This is a genomic window from Clostridium sp. MD294 (assembly GCF_000364165.2).
Taxonomy (GTDB): domain Bacteria; phylum Bacillota; class Clostridia; order Lachnospirales; family Anaerotignaceae; genus Coprocola.
Map to the genome: position 1 here is coordinate 2,651,727 of NZ_CP097810.1, position 20,540 is coordinate 2,672,266.

At 40.5% G+C, this 20,540-nt stretch carries 25 protein-coding genes and 2 pseudogenes; 7 read left to right on the plus strand and 20 right to left on the minus strand.

What is annotated here, in order from left to right; all coding sequences use genetic code 11:
* The first annotated feature begins 191 nt into the window (after window positions 1–191).
* The 3 genes from C820_RS13105 to C820_RS13115 all read left to right on the plus strand — a co-directional run bounded on the left by C820_RS13105 (window position 192) and on the right by C820_RS13115 (window position 1,640).
* Window positions 192–581, plus strand: coding sequence for an RNA polymerase sigma factor (locus tag C820_RS13105; protein ID WP_004036936.1), 390 nt, complete (start codon window positions 192–194; stop codon window positions 579–581).
* A gap of 519 nt (window positions 582–1,100) precedes the next feature.
* Window positions 1,101–1,316, plus strand: a complete 216-nt coding sequence (locus C820_RS13110) for a DUF6870 family protein (protein ID WP_004036935.1) — start codon at window positions 1,101–1,103, stop codon at window positions 1,314–1,316.
* A 135-nt stretch (window positions 1,317–1,451) separates the two neighbouring features.
* Window positions 1,452–1,640 (plus strand): recombinase family protein, encoded by a 189-nt coding sequence (locus C820_RS13115; RefSeq protein ID WP_004036934.1) that lies wholly within the window; start codon window positions 1,452–1,454, stop codon window positions 1,638–1,640.
* Between the two features lie 47 nt (window positions 1,641–1,687).
* Here the strand turns inward: C820_RS13115 and C820_RS13120 are convergent.
* From C820_RS13120 to C820_RS13130, 3 genes and pseudogenes are all read right to left on the minus strand, one after another.
* Window positions 1,688–3,361, minus strand: a pseudogene (locus C820_RS13120) (recombinase family protein).
* An 88-nt stretch (window positions 3,362–3,449) separates the two neighbouring features.
* Complete coding sequence (locus C820_RS13125; protein ID WP_004036931.1) at window positions 3,450–3,614, minus strand: TnpW family protein; 165 nt, start codon at window positions 3,612–3,614, stop codon at window positions 3,450–3,452.
* Window positions 3,615–4,082: 468 nt separating this feature from the next.
* Entirely contained in the window at window positions 4,083–4,232 is a 150-nt protein-coding gene (locus tag C820_RS13130; RefSeq protein WP_083863862.1) for a helix-turn-helix domain-containing protein, read from the minus strand.
* A gap of 765 nt (window positions 4,233–4,997) precedes the next feature.
* On the opposite strand from C820_RS13130, the gene C820_RS13135 reads away from it, so the two are divergent.
* Together C820_RS13135 and C820_RS13140 are read left to right on the plus strand one after the other, a co-directional pair.
* Window positions 4,998–5,327, plus strand: a complete 330-nt coding sequence (locus C820_RS13135) for a plasmid mobilization protein (RefSeq protein ID WP_016283857.1) — start codon at window positions 4,998–5,000, stop codon at window positions 5,325–5,327.
* Entirely contained in the window at window positions 5,288–6,634 is a 1,347-nt protein-coding gene (locus tag C820_RS13140) for a relaxase/mobilization nuclease domain-containing protein (RefSeq protein ID WP_004036930.1), read from the plus strand. Before C820_RS13135 ends, C820_RS13140 begins: the two co-directional genes overlap by 40 nt.
* A 168-nt stretch (window positions 6,635–6,802) precedes the next feature.
* On the opposite strand, the gene C820_RS13145 is transcribed toward C820_RS13140, so the two are convergent.
* The 17 genes and pseudogenes from C820_RS13145 to C820_RS13215 all read right to left on the minus strand — a co-directional run bounded on the left by C820_RS13145 (window position 6,803) and on the right by C820_RS13215 (window position 19,810).
* Window positions 6,803–7,216, minus strand: a complete 414-nt coding sequence (locus C820_RS13145; protein WP_004036929.1) for a winged helix-turn-helix domain-containing protein — start codon at window positions 7,214–7,216, stop codon at window positions 6,803–6,805.
* Window positions 7,217–7,270: 54 nt separating this feature from the next.
* Entirely contained in the window at window positions 7,271–7,885 is a 615-nt protein-coding gene (locus C820_RS13150) for a cytidylate kinase-like family protein (protein WP_004036928.1), read from the minus strand.
* Between the two features lie 36 nt (window positions 7,886–7,921).
* Window positions 7,922–9,271 carry an MATE family efflux transporter gene (locus tag C820_RS13155; protein ID WP_004036926.1) on the minus strand — a complete coding sequence of 450 codons (1,350 nt, stop codon included), beginning with the start codon at window positions 9,269–9,271 and terminating at the stop codon, window positions 7,922–7,924.
* A gap of 85 nt (window positions 9,272–9,356) precedes the next feature.
* On the minus strand, window positions 9,357–9,794 hold the full coding sequence (locus C820_RS13160; protein ID WP_004036925.1) for a MarR family winged helix-turn-helix transcriptional regulator: 438 nt from the start codon (window positions 9,792–9,794) through the stop codon (window positions 9,357–9,359).
* 182 nt (window positions 9,795–9,976) lie between these two features.
* Window positions 9,977–10,186 (minus strand): transposon-transfer assisting family protein, encoded by a 210-nt coding sequence (locus C820_RS13165; protein WP_035296316.1) that lies wholly within the window; start codon window positions 10,184–10,186, stop codon window positions 9,977–9,979.
* Between the two features lie 4 nt (window positions 10,187–10,190).
* The gene (locus C820_RS13170) at window positions 10,191–10,901 is read right to left on the minus strand and encodes a hypothetical protein (protein ID WP_004036924.1); all 711 of its coding nucleotides are present in this window, start codon (window positions 10,899–10,901) and stop codon (window positions 10,191–10,193) included.
* Entirely contained in the window at window positions 10,888–13,500 is a 2,613-nt protein-coding gene (locus C820_RS13175) for a YodL domain-containing protein (protein ID WP_502799885.1), read from the minus strand. Before C820_RS13175 ends, C820_RS13170 begins: the two co-directional genes overlap by 14 nt.
* 84 nt (window positions 13,501–13,584) lie before the next feature.
* Window positions 13,585–13,830: pseudogene (locus C820_RS14680) on the minus strand (LPD25 domain-containing protein); the annotation flags it as partial.
* A 240-nt stretch (window positions 13,831–14,070) separates the two neighbouring features.
* The gene (locus tag C820_RS14615) at window positions 14,071–14,481 is read right to left on the minus strand and encodes an ImmA/IrrE family metallo-endopeptidase (protein ID WP_502799856.1); all 411 of its coding nucleotides are present in this window, start codon (window positions 14,479–14,481) and stop codon (window positions 14,071–14,073) included.
* A 199-nt stretch (window positions 14,482–14,680) separates the two neighbouring features.
* On the minus strand, window positions 14,681–15,442 hold the full coding sequence (locus tag C820_RS13180; RefSeq protein WP_004036920.1) for a DNA adenine methylase: 762 nt from the start codon (window positions 15,440–15,442) through the stop codon (window positions 14,681–14,683).
* A gap of 44 nt (window positions 15,443–15,486) precedes the next feature.
* Window positions 15,487–16,167: a peptidoglycan recognition protein family protein gene (locus tag C820_RS13185; protein ID WP_004036919.1), complete on the minus strand. Its 681-nt coding sequence runs from the start codon at window positions 16,165–16,167 to the stop codon at window positions 15,487–15,489.
* A 4-nt stretch (window positions 16,168–16,171) separates the two neighbouring features.
* Complete coding sequence (locus C820_RS13190; protein ID WP_004036918.1) at window positions 16,172–17,035, minus strand: DNA cytosine methyltransferase; 864 nt, start codon at window positions 17,033–17,035, stop codon at window positions 16,172–16,174.
* A gap of 55 nt (window positions 17,036–17,090) precedes the next feature.
* Complete coding sequence (locus C820_RS13195; protein ID WP_004036917.1) at window positions 17,091–17,354, minus strand: phage holin; 264 nt, start codon at window positions 17,352–17,354, stop codon at window positions 17,091–17,093.
* Between the two features lies 1 nt (window position 17,355).
* On the minus strand, window positions 17,356–17,610 hold the full coding sequence (locus C820_RS13200; RefSeq protein ID WP_004034586.1) for a hypothetical protein: 255 nt from the start codon (window positions 17,608–17,610) through the stop codon (window positions 17,356–17,358).
* Window positions 17,611–17,710: 100 nt separating this feature from the next.
* Window positions 17,711–17,863, minus strand: a complete 153-nt coding sequence (locus C820_RS13205) for an XkdX family protein (RefSeq protein ID WP_004034587.1) — start codon at window positions 17,861–17,863, stop codon at window positions 17,711–17,713.
* Complete coding sequence (locus C820_RS13210; protein WP_004034588.1) at window positions 17,856–18,044, minus strand: hypothetical protein; 189 nt, start codon at window positions 18,042–18,044, stop codon at window positions 17,856–17,858. The genes C820_RS13205 and C820_RS13210 overlap by 8 nt, the downstream gene beginning before the upstream one ends.
* On the minus strand, window positions 18,041–19,810 hold the full coding sequence (locus C820_RS13215) for a fibronectin type III domain-containing protein (protein WP_004036916.1): 1,770 nt from the start codon (window positions 19,808–19,810) through the stop codon (window positions 18,041–18,043). Before C820_RS13215 ends, C820_RS13210 begins: the two co-directional genes overlap by 4 nt.
* 122 nt (window positions 19,811–19,932) lie before the next feature.
* Here C820_RS13215 and C820_RS13220 point away from each other — a divergent pair, with 122 nt between their 5' ends.
* Both C820_RS13220 and C820_RS13225 read left to right on the plus strand, forming a co-directional pair.
* A complete protein-coding gene (locus tag C820_RS13220; RefSeq protein WP_004036915.1) occupies window positions 19,933–20,109 on the plus strand; it encodes a type II toxin-antitoxin system HicA family toxin in 177 nt (58 codons plus the stop codon).
* A gap of 35 nt (window positions 20,110–20,144) precedes the next feature.
* Window positions 20,145–20,528: a type II toxin-antitoxin system HicB family antitoxin gene (locus C820_RS13225; RefSeq protein WP_004036914.1), complete on the plus strand. Its 384-nt coding sequence runs from the start codon at window positions 20,145–20,147 to the stop codon at window positions 20,526–20,528.
* Window positions 20,529–20,540 lie beyond the last annotated feature (12 nt).

The following is a 20,540-nucleotide window of genomic DNA, read 5'->3' on the forward strand; positions in this document are numbered from 1 at the left end:
TTCCAAATGCTGTGTGATTTTCACACAAAAGGGATGGAGGTCTTGCTAATATTGATTAAAATACTTTTTGTTGTAAAGGTACAAGCAGAAATCATATTCTGTTTGTGCCTTTTTTTGTCTGAAAAAAAGTGTCGTTCTCCACCTATCCAAATTTGAGTTCAGAAAAAATTCAAAATTTGGAGGGTAAGAGAATGAAAATTGAAATCAAAGACGGCAACGGAAAAATGATTACTGTTGAAGTATCCGAAGAAGTATATGAAGTGCTACAGGAAGAAAACAAGGAACAAGAACATCAAAGATACGAAAGAAGAAAACATATTGATGCGAGAGAGTTGAACGACTACATAGTACATCAGAAAAGAGTGGCTGAAAATTTGGAGGACTACTGCATCAATAGAGAACAGTTAAAGGAAATCCAAAAAATTGTAAGCACTTGCACAAAAACACAACAAAGGAGATTTTACTTAAACCGTATTTGTGGTTATAGCTATACGGAAATTGCAAAAATGGAAAAGTGCGGAGTTAGCCGTGTTATCAATTCCGTTGTAAGCGTTGAAAAAAAGTTAAAAAAATTTTTTTAAAATGGGGGTAAAAAAAGGCGAGAAGTTACCTATATAGTAAGAGGGTTTCAAGTGATACCTTTTTACTGTACCTTGACAAAAAATAGGGAACTATTTATATCAGTATACAAATGATTTCTAAATATTATGAAGAATTGCCAAGATGATACAAAAAAGTATTGGAGCGATTTCATAAATTTTAGAAAGTCACTGTTATGTACCTTACATACTAAATGAGGGATACTGCGAATATCGTGTGCAGATTTGTCAACTGCGTTATATACGTATCGGTGGTATTTGTGACAGCTTTTAGAAGCAGTTTGTATATTCCGTACTGGGGAATGAGCCAGCAATATAATCCTGTTATATTAGAATACAGTACAAAAGAAAAGATTTTTAAAATACATTAAAATATATTTCTGTCAGACTGCATTATTGTAGTCTGATAGAAATTTTAATATAAAAGACAGAACATTTTAAAAAAAGTGTTTTGTCTTTTGTTTTAAAGAAAGATAAAAATAATAGAGGAGCGATTTTATTATGAAAAATAAACAAAAAGTAATTGATAGAGATAAATTAGTCGATATTAGAGATGTTATCATCAATACAGATTTACCAAAAGAAGAAAGAATAAAAGATTATGTTAGACAAATCAAAAATCCTTATTGTTTTAAATGTGGGAAATACGTTGTACTATCCAAATTTTCAGAGAATGGTTTGTCATTGGAGGATTGTTTAAAGGGAATATTATTGTAATCCATTTTGTAGTAGACTTCTTGTAAAAAGTGTGATATACTAACATTGGAAAAAGGTATAAATAGAATAAAGGTAAATGGTATCACTCTTGAATTTACGGGAGAAGTCTGTAAATTTTTAAGGAGTGATTTTTTTATGTCAAAATATAAAGCAATCAGTTATACAAGACTTTCTTACACCAATGAAAAAGATAATGAAAGTAACAGCATTTCCAATCAAAAAATGTTAATTAGAGATTTTGTAAAAAAACATTCAGATATTGAAATTGTTTCTGAAAAAGTGGATGATGGTTATACAGGTGTTTTATTTGCTAGGGTTAGATAACGATACCATTTTGATGTACGGTATCAACATCTAGCCCTTGCTTTATCTTAGACTACGATACTGTCTACGTCTGTACCGATTTGACGGAAATAAGATGTGTTTTTGATAGGTTCTTGCGTGTTCTCTACTTTACCAACAAAGTTATAAAATATCTCAATCTTGCGGGTGTTGGTTTCCCTGTCTAGTTCATAAATCAGAATACGGTCAATAAATTCATGCACATTCTCATAGGTCAGTTCCTTTATCTGTGTGTACCTCTTTACCAACTGGACGAATTTCTTTACATCAGAGTTATGCTCTTTGGCTGCCTGTATCTGCCTGTCTAAAACGGCAATTTTTTCTTTCAGCGTCTTTTTTTCTTCCTCATAGCTGGAAGTCATAAAAACAAACTGTTCATCAGAAAGTTTTCCTAAAGCGTTATCTTCATACAGTTTGCGGAAAACAGTGTCTATTTCCTTTAGCCTTGCCTGTGCCGTGGAAAGTTCTTTCTGTTCCTACGCCGCTGTCTTTAGGGCTTCTTGGCTGCCTAACTCCGTGGCGGTCTTGATAAACTCTTTCTCATGGTGTTTCACAAAGGAAAGCACCCTCTGCATATCCGCAAGCACAAGCTCCGTGATAACAGATTTGCGGATATAGTGTGTAGAGCATTGTGTCATTTTTCTTGGGCGGTTGCGGTAGTTGCCGCAGGTGTAAGCGTGTTTGCGTTCGGGTATGCTTACGCCCTGTTGCAGATACATCTTGTACCCGCAGTCGCCGCAGAACAGAAGCCCGGAAAAGAGGTCTATTTCCTCTGATTTTGTGGGGCGGTGTCTTGTGGCAAGCCTTTTCTGTGCAAGTTCAAAAGTTTCTTCATCAATCAGCGCTTCATACGTGTTTGGGAAAAAGTAACGCTTTTCTTCCGGGTTCTTCTTTGTCTTTTTTGACTTGTAAGATACCTTGTAGGATTTCCCTGTAATGGTATGCCCTAAATATTCTTTCCTTGCAAGCATATCATAAATTGTCTTGTCCGGCCACGAATAAGGTATCAGCGAAGCGTTGTGATACCGTGTCTGCACGGTACGCTGGAAACGTAACGCGCCAACTGTCAGCACCTTATTGTCGGCAAGCCATTTCTGAATGTCACATAGACGCCCGCCTTTGACGTAAAGGACAAAAATCTGTTTCACAACATGGGCGGTTTCGGGGTCGGGTATCAGATGGTTTTTGTCGTCCAGGTCTATCAGATAGCCATACGGACATTCCCCGTTGACATGTTCCCCTTTCTGTGCCTTTGCCTGTTTGACTGCACGGATTTTCTTGCTTGTGTCCCTTGCGTAAAATTCATTGAACCAGTTCCTTAACGGTGTAAATTCGTTGTCGTCCCTTGCGGTGTCAACACCGTCATTGATGGCGATATACCTTACCTCATATTCTGGGAAAATAATTTCTATCAGCTCCCCGGTTTTTAAGTAGTTGCGCCCCAGACGGGAAAGGTCTTTTGTTATGACTGTCCCGACGTGTCCGGCTTCTACCTCATGCAGCATTGCCTGTAAGCCCTCACGTTCAAAGCTCACGCCCGATACGCCGTCATCAATGAAAAATCTTGTGTTAAGGAAATGATGTTCTTCTGCGTACTTCTGCAAAATCATTTTCTGGTTCTGTATGCTGCCGGACTCCCCGGCCTGTAAGTCCTCTTGGCTAAGCCTGCAATAGAGGGCGGTAATTTTGTCTGGCTGTAACATGGTCTGCTCCTTTCCGACAGTCAGACAAAAGGTATAATGTACTTACGGATATTATACCACGTTCCGCCGTCAAAGCCAATATGTATTATCAGCAGAAATGCCGTTTTACGGCGGTTTCCTGTATATCTTTCTTAATCAGCTTCTCAACTTTTTTATCTAAAGTTTCCGTTGCTTTTTCGCTTTGTGCGGAAACTACAAAATATGTAACAGCACCGATTTTATGCTCGGTAGTAGTGTGTATGGTTTTTCCCATAAATTCACTCCTTGCATTGTCCATTATTTTATTCTATGGGGAAACAGGATTGTCCTATTACTGTTTCCCTCACTGTATCGGTGTGTAAAATGGGCGGAACGGACGACTTGGCAGCTCCACGGGACTTTAACCCCTCTCATTCCTATGAGTAGCCGTGTCATATGGGTGTATCATTATGCCAATGTGCGGGTCATGGCGGCGGCAGTTTCTACATTGCCGCTGCGGTTCGCTGATACTGTATCGCTCGCCCCTTGCCGGGGGTCTTGGCGTATCAGCCCGCAGGCTCGCCGCACATTGAACGTGTCCGTTTGCCCTATGCTGCGCCGTGCGCTTTCTTTGTCAAGGTTCTTGCGGCTTGTCAGCCCGCAAAGGCACACCATGAAGATGTACTTTTGCGGAATGGCAAGAAGCGGCGGGCGGTCAGCCCGCCCGTGCTTTCCTGCTTCCAGTGGGAAAGGGTATCTGTCGTTATGCCACCTTAAAGGTCGGGATTTTTGCTATCAGCTTGGTTTCCAGTCGGCGGCGCAGTTCCTCGTCAATGTAGACAACGGGCTTTCCCTGCTCGTCATACATGGTTCTGGTTGACAGTAAGGAAATGAAGCCTGAATGGGGCTTCATGCTTCCACCTCCCTCTTGCCCTTGCCAGAGCCGGGAAATTTTACCCCTCTATTACTTACTACGCACGGAAAGGCAAAACAGGCAATGTTTTTGAAAAAATTTTGAAAAAATTTTCAAAAGACATAAAAATGCCCGGCTGCGGTCTGTTTTCAGTCGGGTGTGCATTGGGTTCTCTTTTCTTGGGTAGGTTGCGGTTTCTCCCGCCGTGGCGTTTGTGATTATGGGCGGGAAAATTCTTTCTGTGGATTGTCCCTTTCCAGTAAAAAATGTTACAGGCTAAATATCACGTTTCTATCAGTTTTGTATCACGGTTGCATTAAGAGTTTCTGCAAAGTAAGACAATTTTCTGCATAAGGGAAAAGAGAAAAAAGCCGCTGCGGGGAAGTTATCAGACGACAACGGATAGCAGGAATAGGCGGCAGCCGCAAGGGTAAAATGCACGGGCAGAAGAACGCCTGCCCTTGCCCCCGCCGCCCGTCCTCGCTTATGGGTCAGCTAAGAGGGAAAGCCATAAAAAAATCGGCTTCCCCTCTTTTCTTTTTATTTTTTCAAAAACTTTTCTTTAAGGTTGCCTGTTTGGGTTTTCCATGCGTAGTAAGTTATAGGGGGAAGAATAGCAAGCATAGGGATTGAGTACCCAATCCCGTAAAATTCCCACTTGCCGCCCTGCGGGAATTGTGGGGATTTTGCTTGTTGGGAAGTGTCCCAAACCCTCTTGATTGCAGAGGGTTTTACCCTCTGAAAAAACGGAAAGGAAGCGGGGCTATGACAGAGAGAAAGCGGGCTATCCAGTTAAAATTTTATGTGACGGAACAGGAGCGCACATTGATTGAGGAAAAAATGAAGCTGCTGCAAACGGACAACTTGGGGGCGTACCTGCGGAAAATGGCGATTGACGGCTATATTATCCAGTTGGACTATACGGCGGTCAAGGAGCAGACGGCAGAAATACAGAAAGTCGGCGTAAACGTTAACCAGATAGCAAGGCGGGTCAACTCCACCGGGAACGCCTACAAAGAGGACTTAGAGGAAATAAAGGGGGCATTGGAAAAGATATGGCAGTTACAAAGATACACCCTATCAAAACTACGCTGAATAAGGCGATAGATTATATCTGCAATCCCGACAAGACGGACAATCAGATTTTGATTTCCTCCTATGGCTGCTCGTATCAGACGGCAGATATTGAATTTGGCTTTACGCTGTCAAAGGCACGGGACAAGGGAGACAACCTCGGACACCATTTAATACAGTCCTTTGTGCCGGGGGAAGTGGGCTATGAGGAAGCCCACCGCATAGGAAAGGAGCTTGCGGACAAGGTTCTTGGCGGCAGATATGAATATGTGTTGACTACCTACATAGACAATGGGCATATCCATAACCACATCATATTTTGTGCGGTGGATTTTACGGCACACCGCAAGTATATTTCCAACAAGAAAAGCTATTACCAGATACGGAATGAGAGCGACAGGCTGTGTAAGGAACACGGGCTGTCCGTCGTCACGCCGGGGCAGGACAAGGGAAAGAAGTATGCGGAATGGGACGCTGAACGGAAAGGGACAAGTTGGAAAGCAAAGCTGAAAGCGTTGATAGACATTACCATACCAAAAGCGAAAGATTTTGATGATTTCCTGCGGCTCATGGAAGCGGCGAGCTATGAGATAAAGCGGGGGAAGTTCGTTTCGTTCCGTGCGCCGGGGCAGGAACGCTTCACACGCTCTAAGACGCTTGGGGAAGCCTACACCGTGGAAGCCATAACGAAGAGGATTGCCGGGACATACCGGGCGAAGCCGAAAGCGTTAAGGCAAGAAAAAGCGGGCGTTTCCATGCTCATAGACATTCAGAACAGTATCAAGGCAGCGGAAAGCAAAGGCTACGAACAGTGGGCGAAGATACACAACTTGAAGCAGGCGGAAAAGACTTTGAATTTCCTCACGAAGCATGACATTTCAGAGTATGAGCAGTTGCAGGCGGTTCTTGATGAAGTGCATACGGAAAGTGAAAATACCGCCGCCACGCTGAAAGGCTTGGAAAAGAGATTGTCCGACATATCCCTTTTGATGAAAAACATATTCGTATACCAACAGACAAAGGCGGTCTATATGCAGTACAAAAAGGCAAAGGACAAAGAAAAGTTCCTGCGGGGCAATGAGAGCAGCATTATCATTCACGAAGCCGCCGCTAGGACGTTGCAGGCGGCGAAGAACAGCGGGAAGCTGCCCGATTTCAAGAAGCTGCATACGGAGTACAAGGAGCTTGCGGAGAAAAAAGACAAGTTATATCAAGAGTACAGGAAACTGAAAAAGAAAGTAAAGCAGTACGACACAATCAAGCAGAACGTAGACAGTATTTTGCGGCAGGCGAAGCAGCCGGAACGGGAGAAACAGACAGAGAGGTAATGCGGACAGTTAGGGCGGGCGTGTAAGGCGTTTTAATGGCGTTTCCGGGGCGTTATGGAGCGTAGGCAGGGAAATACCATTAACGCCCTGAAAAGGGCTTCTAAGCGTCCACAAGGGCAGAAAAGGACACCGGGGAATGACAGTCTTTCAATCATCATTCCCCGGCGTTTATCCGTTGAATTTATAGCCGACACCTAACACGGTTTTTATGTAGGTCGGGTTTTTGCTATCCAGCTCTATCTTTTTCCGCAGGTTGCAAATCACGTTGACAACGCTTGAATGGCAGCTATCACTATCCATATGCCAGACGGCTTCAAAAATCTGTGTCTGTGTAAGGACAATGCCAGGATTGGAAGCAAGGAATACAAGGGTGCTGTATTCAAGGCGGGTAAGGTTTATTTCTTCCCCATTTTGAAGTACCCGGCGTTGGTTCTGCCTTATTTCCAGTCCCGGAAAAGATAGAACAGAAACAGGTGTAGCTTGTATGGGTTCAAGCTGTATATAATCAGTGATTGCTGATATAATTTTGTCTATTACTTTTTCTTCTTGTTCATTAAGTGTCAGCAATAGTAATCTCCCCATGCAGACATCTCCTAAAGTTTTCTGTTTTTTATGCTTGCTTGGTTATTTGTTGGTTCATTCCTTTTTGAACCATTCGCCAATATATGCTACGATATGTGGGACAATTTGTTTTATTTCCATTCCTGTTGTGTTGATACATAAGTGATAGTTTTCTTTTTCACCCCATTTTGTATCAGTCAAAAATTTTCTGTATGCTGCTCTGTTTTTATCTACCTCACGCATTTTTAATTCAAGTTCAGCATTGGTTAATCTTTCGTCAGCAGGTGAGTATTCTTCGCAACGTAGAAGTTTGGCTTCTTTACTTGCATATACAAAGATATTGAATGGAGAATATGCTTCTAAAATCACATCTGCACATCTTCCAACAATAATACAACTTCCCTGTGCTGCGAATTGCTCAATTATTTTGTGCTGTTCAGCCGCAATCTTGATCGCCTGTTCCGTTACATGGTTCATTGCCGTTGTAAATTGGTGTCCAATCGTAAAAGGATATGCTGCTTGAATTTTCTTTTCCGATATATGAGCCACATAATTTTCATCAAAACCGTTTTCCTTTGCTATCAAAGCTATAATCTCTTTGTCATAGCAAGGAATACCCAAAGCGTCTGAAAGCCGTTTTCCTAATTCACGTCCACCGCTGCCAAATTCTCTGCTAATTGTTATAATCATTTGCTTTTCCTCCATTGTCTTTAATTGAATACAGTGTTATTTCTGTTCTCTCATTATTTTTTTTGATGTAAATATATATAATATAACGGCAAGTGCTATTGAAAGAATATCAGCAACAGGTTGTGCGAACATAAGTATGTTTGCGTTTGAAAAAATATTCAAAATATACAAAGCCAGTATATAAATAATTCCTTGTCGGCTTAGATTGATAATTAGGGAAGGGATTACAGCTCCCATTGCCTGTATTGCATTAGTGATAACATAAAAAATACCAAAAAATATACTGGTCGTAAGTAAAATCCTTGAGAAACTTACTGCATAATCAAATGCGTTTGCGTCTGTTAAGAAAGCACTTACAATCTGATTTGTAAACAGATAACACAAAGCGGTCATTACAAGACTAACTATAAAGGCAAAGATAAGTGAAAATTTCAATATTTTATTATAGCGTTCCCATTTTTTAGCACCGACACAATAACCTAATAATGGCTGAACACCTTGCCCTATGCCAATAGTAAGCATTCCCGAAAGCATTGTGACTTTCATTGCGACACCGCCGCCTGCAACTGCCATATCTCCATACCCCACCATAATTCCGTTTAAAATGATATGAGAAACACTCATTAAAAGGGAAGCGAGCGAAGCGGGAATACCAATAGAAAGAACGCTGCTACATATTTTTTCTTTATAAGAAAAATCTTTTATGTGAATACTAAGCTGTGATTTTCCTTTGAGAAAATAAAATATATAATACATGGCAGCGGCGAAATTGCCAATCAAAGTAGCAATAGCAGCTCCCTTTATATCCCAACCAAATCCCAAAATCATAATCGGGTCAAAAATAACATTCAAAAGGTTTCCTAAAATCTGACCGAACATGGCTTTTGTAGCCTGCCCCTCTGCTCGTAAAATGCTTGAAAAGCAATTTGAAATAAGCACAAATACACCGCCGCATGAAACAATCGTCAGATAATCTTTTGCCAAATTCCATGTGTCCGCACTTGCTCCAACTAATACAAGAATATTATCCATAAATAACAAAGACAGGCAGGACAGTATAATACCTATGACAATACATGACCAAAAGCAGAATGAGGATATTCTTTTTGCGTAATCTTTCCACCCTTTTCCCATAGCCCTTGAAATAACAGATGTTCCACCTATACCAAAAATCATGCCGACAGACATAAATATTAAAAAGACTGGGCTTGCAAGTGATACAGCAGCGACTTGGTAAGCGTCATGTGTCTGTCCGATAAAAAAAGTGTCTGCCAAATTGTAAATCAGTGTCATAAGCATTGCTGCCATAGCAGGGATAGCGTTTCTTATGACTGCCTGTGATACAGACATGGAATTAAATGAGTCTAATGTTTTTTGTTCTTTCATAAGTTACCTCCTTAATTTTAAGAGCATAGCATTGATAGCTTGCTATGATTATGCTGTAATAAAATGCCCGCCTCTGGAACGAGCATTATGACAAACTATTTATAATCTTTTGAAGTAGGCTAAGAAAAACCAATTTTTCTGTTTCGGTTAAAGCCGATAATATATGGGCGTTTTCTTCCTCAAATTTTTGTTTGGCGTTTATACAATATTGTTCACCGTACTGTGTTAAATGGATATACTTAATGCGCTTATCAGATACATCACCGAAACTTTCTATCAATCCTTTGTTTTCCATTTTTGCGGTAATTCGTGCAGTCGTGGATTGTGCTACATGAAGCATTTTTTCTAACTCTTTTAGAGATAGCTGTTTGTCGGTTGAATGTAATAAAGTCCGTAAGATTGTAACTTGTGTAAAAGTCAAATCCAAATCACGCAAAGCATTATTTATATTTTTTTCTTGAATATCATGTATTTGTTTTAGAAGAATACCACATGAATAATTATTTTCCACTCCATTCTCCATTACTTTTTCCTCCTTTCCGCTAGTTAGTATACAACTCTTTAAAACAAAAGTCAATAGCTTGCTCTTGATTTTTGCAATATTTTAGATGTTGGGAAAATCACTGAATATTAAAAGTAATAACTTGTAAAGCAAAAATATACCGGGAAACAGCAGTCCGTAGACTGCCATTCCCCGGCATTTCATTACTCCATATCTTCAGCAGGCAGAAACACAAGCCCGGCAAATTCTTCCTCGGTCAGCTTCTTCAGCTTTTCCGCTGTGCGTTCTGCAAGCTCCTGTATCTCCGTTTCCATGTAGGGCAGGGCGGCGGTTATTGCCGCCACCGTATCAGCCCTTTTTTTCTTCCTGTAACAGCAGATAAGGTTTGTTTCCTCAAAGTTGAATTGTCCCATACGCTTATACCTCCAATCCTTTGTTTGTGGTCTTTGCCGCCTGCTTTTTCGGGGCGGCTTTTACGGTTTCTCTGTCCTGTGTAAGCTGCTTTCGCAAAGACGGCTTTTTCCCCCTGCCCTTGCCGGACAGTTTTTCGATATGTTCCTTAATGTTACCACAAGCGGAGCGTTCCCGGCTATCCTTTTCGTCCCGGAGAACGCTTTGCAGGGCGGCGGGGTCTTTGGGCTGTTCCTCAAAGGTTAGGAATTTCCCTAAGTTGGGGTCAGCGTCCCCGGTAATGCGCTTCCCGGCTTCCTGCGTCCGTTCCCCGTTCTCGTAAATCAGCTTGGTATCTCCGGCAGGTACGGAAGCGTCCTTGACGTGTTTATAGTGCTTCTGGTAGTCCAGTTCGTAAAGGCTGCCTGTTACCCTGCCTTTTTCAATCCCGGTCAGCTCTACGGCATAGGCAAGTATTTTGTCCCGTGTCTGCTCGGCATAGAAACAGAACGTGTTATGCTCCCGTGTGTCCTTGATGAACGTGTCACGCTCCCGCAAACACCATGTTCCGGCAGGGCGGCATATCCATAAATATTTTTTGTCCTCCGGGTTCGGGCTTTTCGCCGCCTGCTTCAAAATCTTTACGTCTATGTCAAAATCAGACTGAAAGTGTTCCGTGTGGGTCTGCATGACTGCTTTGAGGGATTTCAATATATCCACGTTTTCAAATTTCTGCATGGTTCAGCTCCTTTACTAAGCCCTGTTTTTTGCTTTTCTCCGCTGCCTTTTTCGGGGCTGCTTTCAACGCTTCCTTGTCCTGTGCAAGCTGCGCCCGGATAGAGGGCTTTTTCTCGGTCTTGGCGGCTGTGCGGGCTTCTTTCTGTATCTCCAAAGGTTTTATGCAGGATAAACGGTCAGCGGCATAGATGGCGTTGTCGTTGAGCTGCCTTTGCCATGCCCCGGCTTTGGGCGACCAACGGAAGCCGTTTTCCTTTAAGGTTTCACGGGTCTTTTCGTCCGGCTTTTCCTCAAAGAAGATTTGCAGGCGGTTATCTTCCCGGTTCATTTCCACCGTGCCGCCGTCAAATTCCCACCCGGCGTAGGTGGTTTCCTGCTTTTTTGTCAGCTCCGCAATTCGCCCTTTTATCCGGCATATTTCTGCGTTGTTGTTGGATAAAGCCCATGAGGGGTAGGGCTTATCCTGTATGTGCCACTGTGAGGATATTTCCGCTTTCATTTTCTCGATACGTTCAGCGGAGAGGGCAGGGCAGCCGTCAAGGGTCTTGTGCTTGCGGTAGTAGGCGTTTACCGCTTTCATGGTGTCCTGCGCTGATTGCAGCTTTTCCAGTTTGGCTTCCAGTTTCTGTATTGCCTGCGGGTCGTCTGCGCTGATACCACCCATGCCTGTGCTGCGTATCTTGTCAAGCAATCCCTGTATCTCGTTCCAGTCCTCCATGTTCCTGTCACGGGCGGCGTTCTGCTTTTCCTTTTTGCGTACCGGGAAATTAGAGCCGCCCGCAATGAGGATAGAGGGTACACGGGCTTCAATGGAAAAACTGCTGTTCATGTTCTCGGCAAGTTTCCGGGCGTAGGTGTCAACAAGGCTGTCAATCTTTTCATGGTACATAGGGTCTACCCGCTTTTTCTGGTGTTCCCCAATCTCCACGGCTTTATCTACCATTTGCCTGTATTCTGCGGTTGCGCTGCCGGGCTTGTAGTCGTAAAAGCTGTTTGCGTCATTGGCACGGCGGGCAGCCCCCTCATTGATTGTGTAATAAATGGTTTTCGCCGGGGCTGCCTGCTGTGTTTCGCTGCGCTTCGCAAGGGTCTTTTCCGCACGTTCCCGCACTTCATCACGGACAGGTAGCGAATACAGGCTAGAGGTTGAGGAAAAGCCTACGTTATTGAAAACATAGTCAACGTCACTTTCTTTCAATGCCCTCGCCACAAAATAATTTTCCCTTGTGAGTGTTCCGCTTACTTTCCCGTCCAGTATGGCATGATGTAGTCCGGTTTCCATATGGGGGTGGATTTCGCTGCCAACAACTAACGTCACATAATACCAGCCCATATGCCTGCTGCTTTCTTCGTCTGTACTTTCATTAAACTCTACATTTAGCAGGGTGTAGGGCTTCAAGCCTTTCTGTGCGGCAATCTCATTATCCTTTATTTCCCGCTGCCTAAGTGCGTCAATGGCGGCTTCCTTTGTTGCCTTGATAATCTCCGGGTTATACCGTGCCAATGCACTATTGATAAATTCATTCTGTATCTTTATGGTTTTGGCTTGCGGTGTCCTGCGGTTGCCGATAGGCAGGGACGTTCCATTGTCAAGTCGGATAAAAATATCGCTTGTCCCTCTCCATTTTCCCGTACAGGGGGACGTTTCAATTTTGCCGGACGTGCAGCCGAGTGACTGTGCGATAATGTCAATCCTTTCCTGCATAGACAGCTTTTCATATCCTTTTGCTATCTCTGCCGCCTTTTGCTGTAATTCTGTTAATGATGTGGTGTCCTGTTCCTGCCCGGCGTTCTTTTGGGCTTCGTCCTGCTTTAGCGTTTTGGCGTACTGTTCAAGAGAAATCTGCTCCCCGGCGGCTGCTTCCAGTCCGTCAGCGGCGGGGGTGTTGTTGATGATACCATCAATCATGTTTGCGTTTTGTTCCGTGGAAAGTTCGGCTGTTTTTAAGGGGTTCTCTAACAGAAAATTTTGTGATATATCCGCAAAACCGATACTGTCCGTATAGTGGGCGGTGTCTTTGCCGTTCTGATGAAGCACTACCACGTCAGAAACAGAGAGGGAATGTCCTTTGAAGTCCTCCGGGCGGTCAATGTTGAATTTCTCAAAAATCCCCTCTAAGGTCGTCCCCGGCGTGAGTGGTGCGGTGTAGGTTTTTTCATAGTTGGCGGGGTCTACCGCAAGCCCTTTTCCCTGTATTTCTTCCAGTGGTAGGAAATGAAAATCTAAGGGTACATCATCTTTTAACTGGTAAATGGTAAAGGTGTTTTCAGCCTGTGGTGCTTCGTAGCCGCCCTCGGCGTATTCCTCCACGGTCATTCCTGCGGCGGCGGCTTCCTGTGCGATTTCTTCCTTGACGTGTTCCTTATAGGCGGCAAGCTCCGTGTCAAAGTCTTTAAGCTGCGGGACGGGCGGCAGGCTGTAATCCCCGCTGTTTACCATTGCCCAGCATTTGGAAACATAGTCTTTCATGGTGGTGTGGTAGGCGGTTTCGGTGGCGGTCATGCCGCTGTTTTCTTCCAGTGCCTTTGTTGCAGCCTGCTCCATTTTGGAGAGGTTATTGTGCAGTTTCAGATAGGGGACAAACTCATGTAAGAGCATTTCCCGCTGTGCCTTGTCCGCTTCCAGTGCTTCCGTGCCGCCGCCTTGTAAAACGTAATTGTCCCAATTCGCATTATTCTCATAATAGGCATGATAGCCCTCGATATGCTCTATGAGAGTGCCGTCCCCGTCCCCTAAGTCCTGCCGCCCGATATAATTGTCGGGCTGCCCGTCCATTACAAAGTCAATGCGGAACTTGGTCTTATAGTACCCGTCCTCGGAAACGGTGGCTTCGTCAAGGCTTCCGATAAGGGCGTTTGCTTCGGAAAGGCTCATGGTTTCGCCGTCATGGAAGCGGCTGTGTTCGCTCCAAAGGATTGTTACAACCGGCTCTGCGTTAGGGTCGGGGGTGGGGAAAGTATCTTCCGGCTGCTCCGTCTGTGCTTCGGTTTTAGAGGGTTCTTTCGGGGCTGCCTTTTCCTCTTTCGGGGTGTCGGCTGCGGGTTCGTCTGCGCCTGCTTTTTCCTCCTGCGGCGGCTCTGCCGTGGGTTCTGTTTTTTCTTCCTGCTGTGTGTCCTGCTCCGGCTGTTTTTCTTCCGGCGTAGGTTCTTCTGCCTGTGCTTCCTGTGCCTATGTCTGCTCCTTATTTTTTGTCTGCTCCGCAAAGTTTTTATCTATGTCCGCAATCAGCCCGGCGGCGGTGTCACGGATAGTTTTAAGGGACGCTTTCAGCTCGGCAAGTTCCCGCCCGCTGCTCCATTTTGCGACATAGGCAAAGGAATAATCGGAAGTGTCAAGCCCGTAGTGTTGGCACACGGCGTAGGCAATGCTTTCCGCCTGTACCTCACGGGTGCGGCGGTCTGGTCGGTCTGCCTTTTCCTCTGCGGGGGCGTTAAGGTCTATGTCATGCAGCTTGGCGTGTACAATCTCATGTATCAGCGTTTTAAGGTTCTGCAACTCGCTCATGCCCTCATTTATGGCTATGCGTTTTTCAGTCTGTGAGTAGTAGCCCTTTGTGTAAAGGGGCGAAAAAAATGGCAAAAAGGTGCAGAAAGAATGGCAATTTTATAAAGCAAAAAACGAGCAAAAAATAAAATATTTTTCACTCGTTTTTATTTTAAAAGTTTTTAATTTTAAAAAATTAATGAAACACTAATTTAACGCTAGTTAAAAGGCAGTTAAAGAGTAGTTAAAAATGATTTTTTATATTCTTATAACTATACTTTTTAATCAGAAATATTTAAAAATTTTTTATAATCAATTCTTTATACATTCCTTTTTTACCATCATTAAGAGATAAATTACTACTTCTTTCTACCTCTTGTATGTCAAAATCTTGATACAAATTTCTTATAAAATCATCATCATTATAGCTAAGTACAAATTTACCTTTTATGTTTTTAAGCATATCCCTTAATAGTATATGCTGCTCCTTTCCAAAACTGCAACTACTCATATCATATACTTTTTCTGTTTTGTAATAAGGTGGGTCACAATAAAACAATGTTCCTTGTTTATCATATCTTTGCAATATGTATTTAAAATCCTTATTTTCTATTACTACCCTTGCTAATCTTTTCGAAATTGCTTCTATATTCTGCAAAAGCAAATAAGGACTTCTGTAATTTGCACCATATTGTTTTAAACTTGCACCATAAGATGTTCTAATCATATAATAAAATATTGCTGCTCTTTGAATATCTGTCAAATCTGTTCTATTTTTATTTTGCTCAAAAGCATCAAACATTTCTCTTGCATTTAATATAAATTGTAATTGCTCTATAATGGCATTAAAATGATACTTTACGCATTTAAACAAATTGACTAACTCTCCATTAACATCATTGTATATCTCTTGTTCTGCATATTTTTCTTTATAAAACAACACCCATCCAGCACCGCCGAACACTTCAACATATCTGTCTATATTTTGGGGAAATATTTCTGTAATTTTTTTTCGAAGTAATTTTTTACCACCCATCCAAGGTATAAAACTATCCATAAAAAAACAACCTCCTAACATAAAAAAAGAAGGGGTTTACCTCCTCATCTGTCATATAATCCCAAACTGTCATGAGAAACATATATTCTTAACATTGTATATGTTAGCATTAATTCTCCTTTTTCATTACCTACTAAAGCCTTTTTTTTAACTAATTTTTCTATTGTAGGCTTTGCCCATTTTGGAACTTCCTCTATTGTATTGTAAATCATCTCTTTTTCCTTCTTCCCATCATTTCCCATTAGCCTTTGTTTAAAATTCAGCCATTGCACTTGATTTCTAACAAAAGGTTCTGGACAAATTTTTCCAGTGACATCATAGTGCCTAATTACATTTTCTATAGGTATGTTATACTTTTCCATAAGCACCTTTATTAGTTTAATCGTTGTATTTTGTGTTTCTTGGTTTATGTAGTATTGTTCGTTTTGGTCTTTTTCGCTACACATTTCAACACCTATGCTATTGTCATTTCTGCATTTTAGGTGTTTATAACTTTTCGCCCCACAATGCCAAGCTGTATCAGTATCTTTTACACTTTGTACAACTTCATTTTCATCTACAAAATAATGTGCAGAAGCATTTCTATTTGGTTGAGCAAAATAATTGCCATTGCCTTCTGCCTTATCACCATTATTCGCCGTATAATGTACTACGATGTACTGTATAGGCTGTTTTCTACCTTTATTGTAGTTGCTTTGATGTGCTAAAATTTGTTTTATTTTCATACACTCACTCCTTTTTTAGCTTTTTTGCAATTTCATATATCACATTTACAGTTACACTATTTTCAGCTTGTTTATAAAGTTGAAAATTTGAATTTACCGCTTTTGCTTTTTCAAAATAACTATCTGGAAAACCTTGCAATCTAAAACATTCTTTTGGTGTTAAGCGTCTAACTGTTTTCTCTTTTTCATTCAGCACTTTTATGTTATATTTTCCACCGCCGTGTGTCATAACAGTTGGACTAATACCGCTTTTATCAAATATTCTATAACCTATTTGTTTTATGCTTTCTGATTGCGTTTTTGGAGGGATAGGAAATATTTTTATATTAAATTTTCCTCTAATATGTCCGATAATATAGAGCCTTTCTCTATGTTGTGGTACTCCAAAATTGGCACTGTCAAGCACTTGCCATTCTGCATCATACCCAACTTTGTCCAATGCAATGAGTATCCTTGCAAAATCAAATCCTTTTTCGATTGACAACAAATTTCTAACATTTTCAATGAACAACCATTCAGGTCTATTTTCTTTTTCTGTTTGTTTAAGAAGTCTGATAACTTCAAAGAACAATACAGATTGTTCTCCTTGCAGTCCTTCTTTTGCTCCTGCAACACTGATATTTTGGCAGGGAAATCCAAAGCACCAACAGTCGACTTTTGGCATTTCTTCTGCTCTGACTTTTGTAATATCTTCTGCATACCATTCTCCTTCTTTTATATTGTGCATTGCTGTATAACTTTTTTTAGCAAATTTATCTATCTCACAATGTCCCAAACAAATATGTCCTGCTTTTTCCATGCCTAAGCGAAAACCACCAATGCCACAAAATAAGTCAATAAATGTTATTTTCTTTTGTTCTTTACTCATATAATCCCCTTTTTGTATATTAAATCATTTGTAATACCTCATATTTTGATGATATTTAATCCTTTTTAGGCTTCTGATAAGTCAATGCCTGTTTACTATCTGTAATGCCTTCTGTAGTAGGGTCATTGACATAGCCTACAACTGCCACAACTACACAACCTAGTGCAAAAGGATTACTTAAAAGGTTTTTCACTTGTGTTATCAATATCTCCCAGCTTGTAAACATTTCTGGTTTTGCACCAACCGCTGCCAGCACTATAGCCACCAATCCAAACCAAAAATAAGGATTTTTTAGTCTTACTTTCCAGTTAATTCTCATGCTATACCTTCCTTTCTTCTAATATACTTATTCTATTCTCGTGGTCTGCTAACTGTTCGTCTTGCTCATTATTATGGTTCCACAGTCTTACATGGCTATCATGATTGTGATTTTCGAATTTCTCCATTTTTGACTCCAAATGCTCACAAGTATCATTTAATTTTGTAATGGTGTTTGTCAAATTCATAATAGGCTTTGTGACTGTAGCAATCAGCCCTAATAATGCAATCATTACTGTTACGATTTCCCATTCCATACTATTCCCCCCTTCTCCCTTTATACTAAAAAAATCTAAGTATCAAAAAATCTCAACAAAAAAAGAGTTAAAAAACGTTTTAATGCTTTTTAAAACTCTTTTAAAATTCTTCTTCAGTTTGTTCTGATTTTTGTTTTTCCCCTGTAATATCAAAATACTGTTCTTGTGTAATTTTCCCCAATATTACATATTTCTGTAACTGGTCTTTTCTCACAAAATTCTTTTTATATCTTTGTTTTAATATCTCAAACATTTGTATTTCCTCCTTCTAACATAGCTAATTCCAAATCTGCCATTTGTTGTGCTAACATTTGTCTTTCTTGTTGTGCTTGTTGTTCTAGTTGTAAAAGTGTTTCTACTACATTCTCCGTTTCTTTCTTTTTTCTGTCCCTTTCTTTTGCTTCTAATATGCTATCTTTTCTCCACTCTATCATTTAAAATTCCCTCCTACAGAACTGATATAAATTTCACCTGTTGCCGTATTTCTTCTCACTGTCACTTTAAAACTAAATCCCCACTTTGAAGCGGTTTTTTGTTCATTTAACAATATAAAATTTCTGCCTTCTTTTACAAATCGTGTTACATCTTCCCATGTAGGGCTAGTATCATAGGCATTATTGCAAGCCTCTATTACAAAATCTGCTCCTTCTGGTATCTGCCTAACCACATTCATAATACCTACGCTTGCAGCAGCATCTGTTTCAAAAGGTGTTTTTAATGTAAAAGCAATTTCATTTTCCTGTTTTTGAAATGTAACATTTTTTGTTGTAACACCACCATCTGTATCTGTTGCTGTAATAGAAAGTGTATTTGTACCATTTAATATACAAATAAACTCTTGTTGTGTTATCTGAAATGTATATGTTGCACCAGAAGTTGCTGTAAAACTCTTTTTCTGTACACCATTTATTTTTTCTACTACAGTTAATTTGTTGCTTTCTTGGTCTGAAACAGTGTAATTAAAAGAAAAAGCACCTGTTTTTAATCCTAAGTTTGTACTGTTTGTGGTAATCACTGGCAGTTCATTGTTTATAATATTTCTAACTTGTGCTGTTTTGTAAGCACCTTTTTCATTATAGCTATCATAAGCACAAACCCTATATTGTACTGTATTCCAGCCTTTTGTAATGCTATCACTATAACTTTTATTCGCACCTTTGTAAATTTGTGTGTAAGTACCACTATTTACAGAACGTTCTAATATGTACCCTGATAAATTCCCATCGCTGTCTGTGGCTGCTGTCCAAGTCACTACTGCCGTTTTTCCCCCATAAATATTCAGTGGAACGGTAATACTTTGCGGTGCAGTAGGAGCTTTATTATTTACTACAGTGCTTGTACCGCTTGCTTTGTATCCACTGTGAGCACCACTGCTATCATAGGCTCTTACTCTAAACATAACTTGTGTGGCTTCTCCAAATGCAAGTGTTATAGATGTACTTGTGCTACTTCCTTGATATATTTGTGTCCAAGTACTTCCGCCATTGATTGACTTTTCTAATTTATACCCTGATAAATTCCCATCACTATCTGTAGATTTTCCCCAACTTACTGTAAATGCTCTACCTCCATAAACAGTAGCAGGTACAGTAATACTTGATGGTACTGTTGGTGCGACATTTGGCTTACTATAATATACTGTTGCACTAGAACCTGTTTTATAACTGCTACTACCTCCACTATTTACCGCTTTTACTCTATACTGAACTCTTGTTGTGCTAGAGTTCAAACCATAATCCGTATAACTGGTAGATGCCCCAGAATATACTTGACTAAATGAACCACCATTTATTGCTCTTTCTAACACATAACTTGTTGCTCCTGATACACTCCCCCAAGATATGCGGGTAGAGTTATAGGAATTGATAGAAGTACTATAGCTGATAGATGATGGTGTAGAAGGTGCTGTTACAGCTGGTGTATAACTCATACTGACGCTTCTTTCTGCTAAAACCTTTTTATTCATATCTGTAAGCACTAATTTAGATATAACAGCTACAGTATCTCCTTCACTTACCCAGCAACTAAATTTAGCAGAACCACTTGCAGTTGCATTTGCAGAAAAAGAAGAATAACCATTTGAAACAGTTTGTCCTGCTTTTAATCCATATAATCTATAATTTTTTCCATCCTCTAAACCACTACAACTAACACTATAACTACTTTCTCCTGTTACAGTTGGTGTTCCTATACTTGCCATATTTATACCTTCTTTCTAAATTTTTTAGCATTTTATTTTCTTTTAAATATTTTATTGACAGCACGTGTAACACGTGTTATAATATACTTGTAATAATCAATACATACTCTTGGAGGTGAGGTATGAGGGACAAAGATTTATTAAAACTACTCAAAAAAAACGGTTGGGTAGTAAAGCGAGTAAGAGGAAGCCATCATGTTATGCAAAAAGGTGACAAAATACAAATCGTTGCAGTACACAACAAAGATGTTCCTATAGGCTTGCTGGAAAAAATATTAAAGGAGACAGGGCTAAAATAAGCCCTCTCCCATTTATATATATAAGGAGGTACATTATGTTATTTATTTATCCTGCTATTTTTCATAAAGAAAATAATTCCTATTGGGTAGAATTTCCAGACCTTGAAGGTTGCCAAACATATGGTGATACTTTAAATGAAACTATGGAATATGCTCAAGAGGCATTAGCTGCCTATTTATTGACATTGTTAGAGCAAAATTTAACTTTAGCACAACCATCTGATATTTCTTCTATATCACATAGTTCAGATAGTTTTGCTACACTTGTGACTTGTGACATAAATCAATATAAAGATACAAAAGCAGTGAAAAAAACATTGACTATTCCTGCTTGGCTAAATGAAAGAGCATTAGCAATGAATATCAATTTTTCTCAAGTACTACAAGAAGCTCTTTTGACAAAAATACAAACAAAATAAACAGGAGTTTTT

Bases quoted from the DNA above. Each gene is read 5' to 3' on its own strand.
- C820_RS13145 (WP_004036929.1), bottom strand. From the start codon at position 7,216: ATGGGGAGATTACTATTGCTGACACTTAATGAACAAGAAGAAAAAGTA.
- C820_RS13195 (WP_004036917.1), bottom strand. From the start codon at position 17,354: ATGAGAATTAACTGGAAAGTAAGACTAAAAAATCCTTATTTTTGGTTT.
- C820_RS13135 (WP_016283857.1), top strand. From the start codon at position 4,998: ATGACAGAGAGAAAGCGGGCTATCCAGTTAAAATTTTATGTGACGGAA.
- C820_RS13170 (WP_004036924.1), bottom strand. From the start codon at position 10,901: ATGCAGAAATTTGAAAACGTGGATATATTGAAATCCCTCAAAGCAGTC.
- C820_RS13110 (WP_004036935.1), top strand. From the start codon at position 1,101: ATGAAAAATAAACAAAAAGTAATTGATAGAGATAAATTAGTCGATATT.
- C820_RS13130 (WP_083863862.1), bottom strand. From the start codon at position 4,232: ATGAAGCCCCATTCAGGCTTCATTTCCTTACTGTCAACCAGAACCATG.
- C820_RS13210 (WP_004034588.1), bottom strand. From the start codon at position 18,044: ATGATAGAGTGGAGAAAAGATAGCATATTAGAAGCAAAAGAAAGGGAC.
- C820_RS13215 (WP_004036916.1), bottom strand. From the start codon at position 19,810: ATGGCAAGTATAGGAACACCAACTGTAACAGGAGAAAGTAGTTATAGT.
- C820_RS13190 (WP_004036918.1), bottom strand. From the start codon at position 17,035: ATGAGTAAAGAACAAAAGAAAATAACATTTATTGACTTATTTTGTGGC.
- C820_RS13225 (WP_004036914.1), top strand. From the start codon at position 20,145: ATGTTATTTATTTATCCTGCTATTTTTCATAAAGAAAATAATTCCTAT.
- C820_RS13200 (WP_004034586.1), bottom strand. From the start codon at position 17,610: ATGGAATGGGAAATCGTAACAGTAATGATTGCATTATTAGGGCTGATT.
- C820_RS13175 (WP_502799885.1), bottom strand. From the start codon at position 13,500: ATGCTCTTACATGAGTTTGTCCCCTATCTGAAACTGCACAATAACCTC.
- C820_RS13220 (WP_004036915.1), top strand. From the start codon at position 19,933: ATGAGGGACAAAGATTTATTAAAACTACTCAAAAAAAACGGTTGGGTA.
- C820_RS13180 (WP_004036920.1), bottom strand. From the start codon at position 15,442: ATGGATAGTTTTATACCTTGGATGGGTGGTAAAAAATTACTTCGAAAA.
- C820_RS13185 (WP_004036919.1), bottom strand. From the start codon at position 16,167: ATGAAAATAAAACAAATTTTAGCACATCAAAGCAACTACAATAAAGGT.
- C820_RS13205 (WP_004034587.1), bottom strand. From the start codon at position 17,863: ATGTTTGAGATATTAAAACAAAGATATAAAAAGAATTTTGTGAGAAAA.
- C820_RS13150 (WP_004036928.1), bottom strand. From the start codon at position 7,885: ATGATTATAACAATTAGCAGAGAATTTGGCAGCGGTGGACGTGAATTA.
- C820_RS13105 (WP_004036936.1), top strand. From the start codon at position 192: ATGAAAATTGAAATCAAAGACGGCAACGGAAAAATGATTACTGTTGAA.
- C820_RS13115 (WP_004036934.1), top strand. From the start codon at position 1,452: ATGTCAAAATATAAAGCAATCAGTTATACAAGACTTTCTTACACCAAT.
- C820_RS13165 (WP_035296316.1), bottom strand. From the start codon at position 10,186: ATGGGACAATTCAACTTTGAGGAAACAAACCTTATCTGCTGTTACAGG.
- C820_RS13155 (WP_004036926.1), bottom strand. From the start codon at position 9,271: ATGAAAGAACAAAAAACATTAGACTCATTTAATTCCATGTCTGTATCA.
- C820_RS13125 (WP_004036931.1), bottom strand. From the start codon at position 3,614: ATGGGAAAAACCATACACACTACTACCGAGCATAAAATCGGTGCTGTT.
- C820_RS13140 (WP_004036930.1), top strand. From the start codon at position 5,288: ATGGCAGTTACAAAGATACACCCTATCAAAACTACGCTGAATAAGGCG.
- C820_RS13160 (WP_004036925.1), bottom strand. From the start codon at position 9,794: ATGGAGAATGGAGTGGAAAATAATTATTCATGTGGTATTCTTCTAAAA.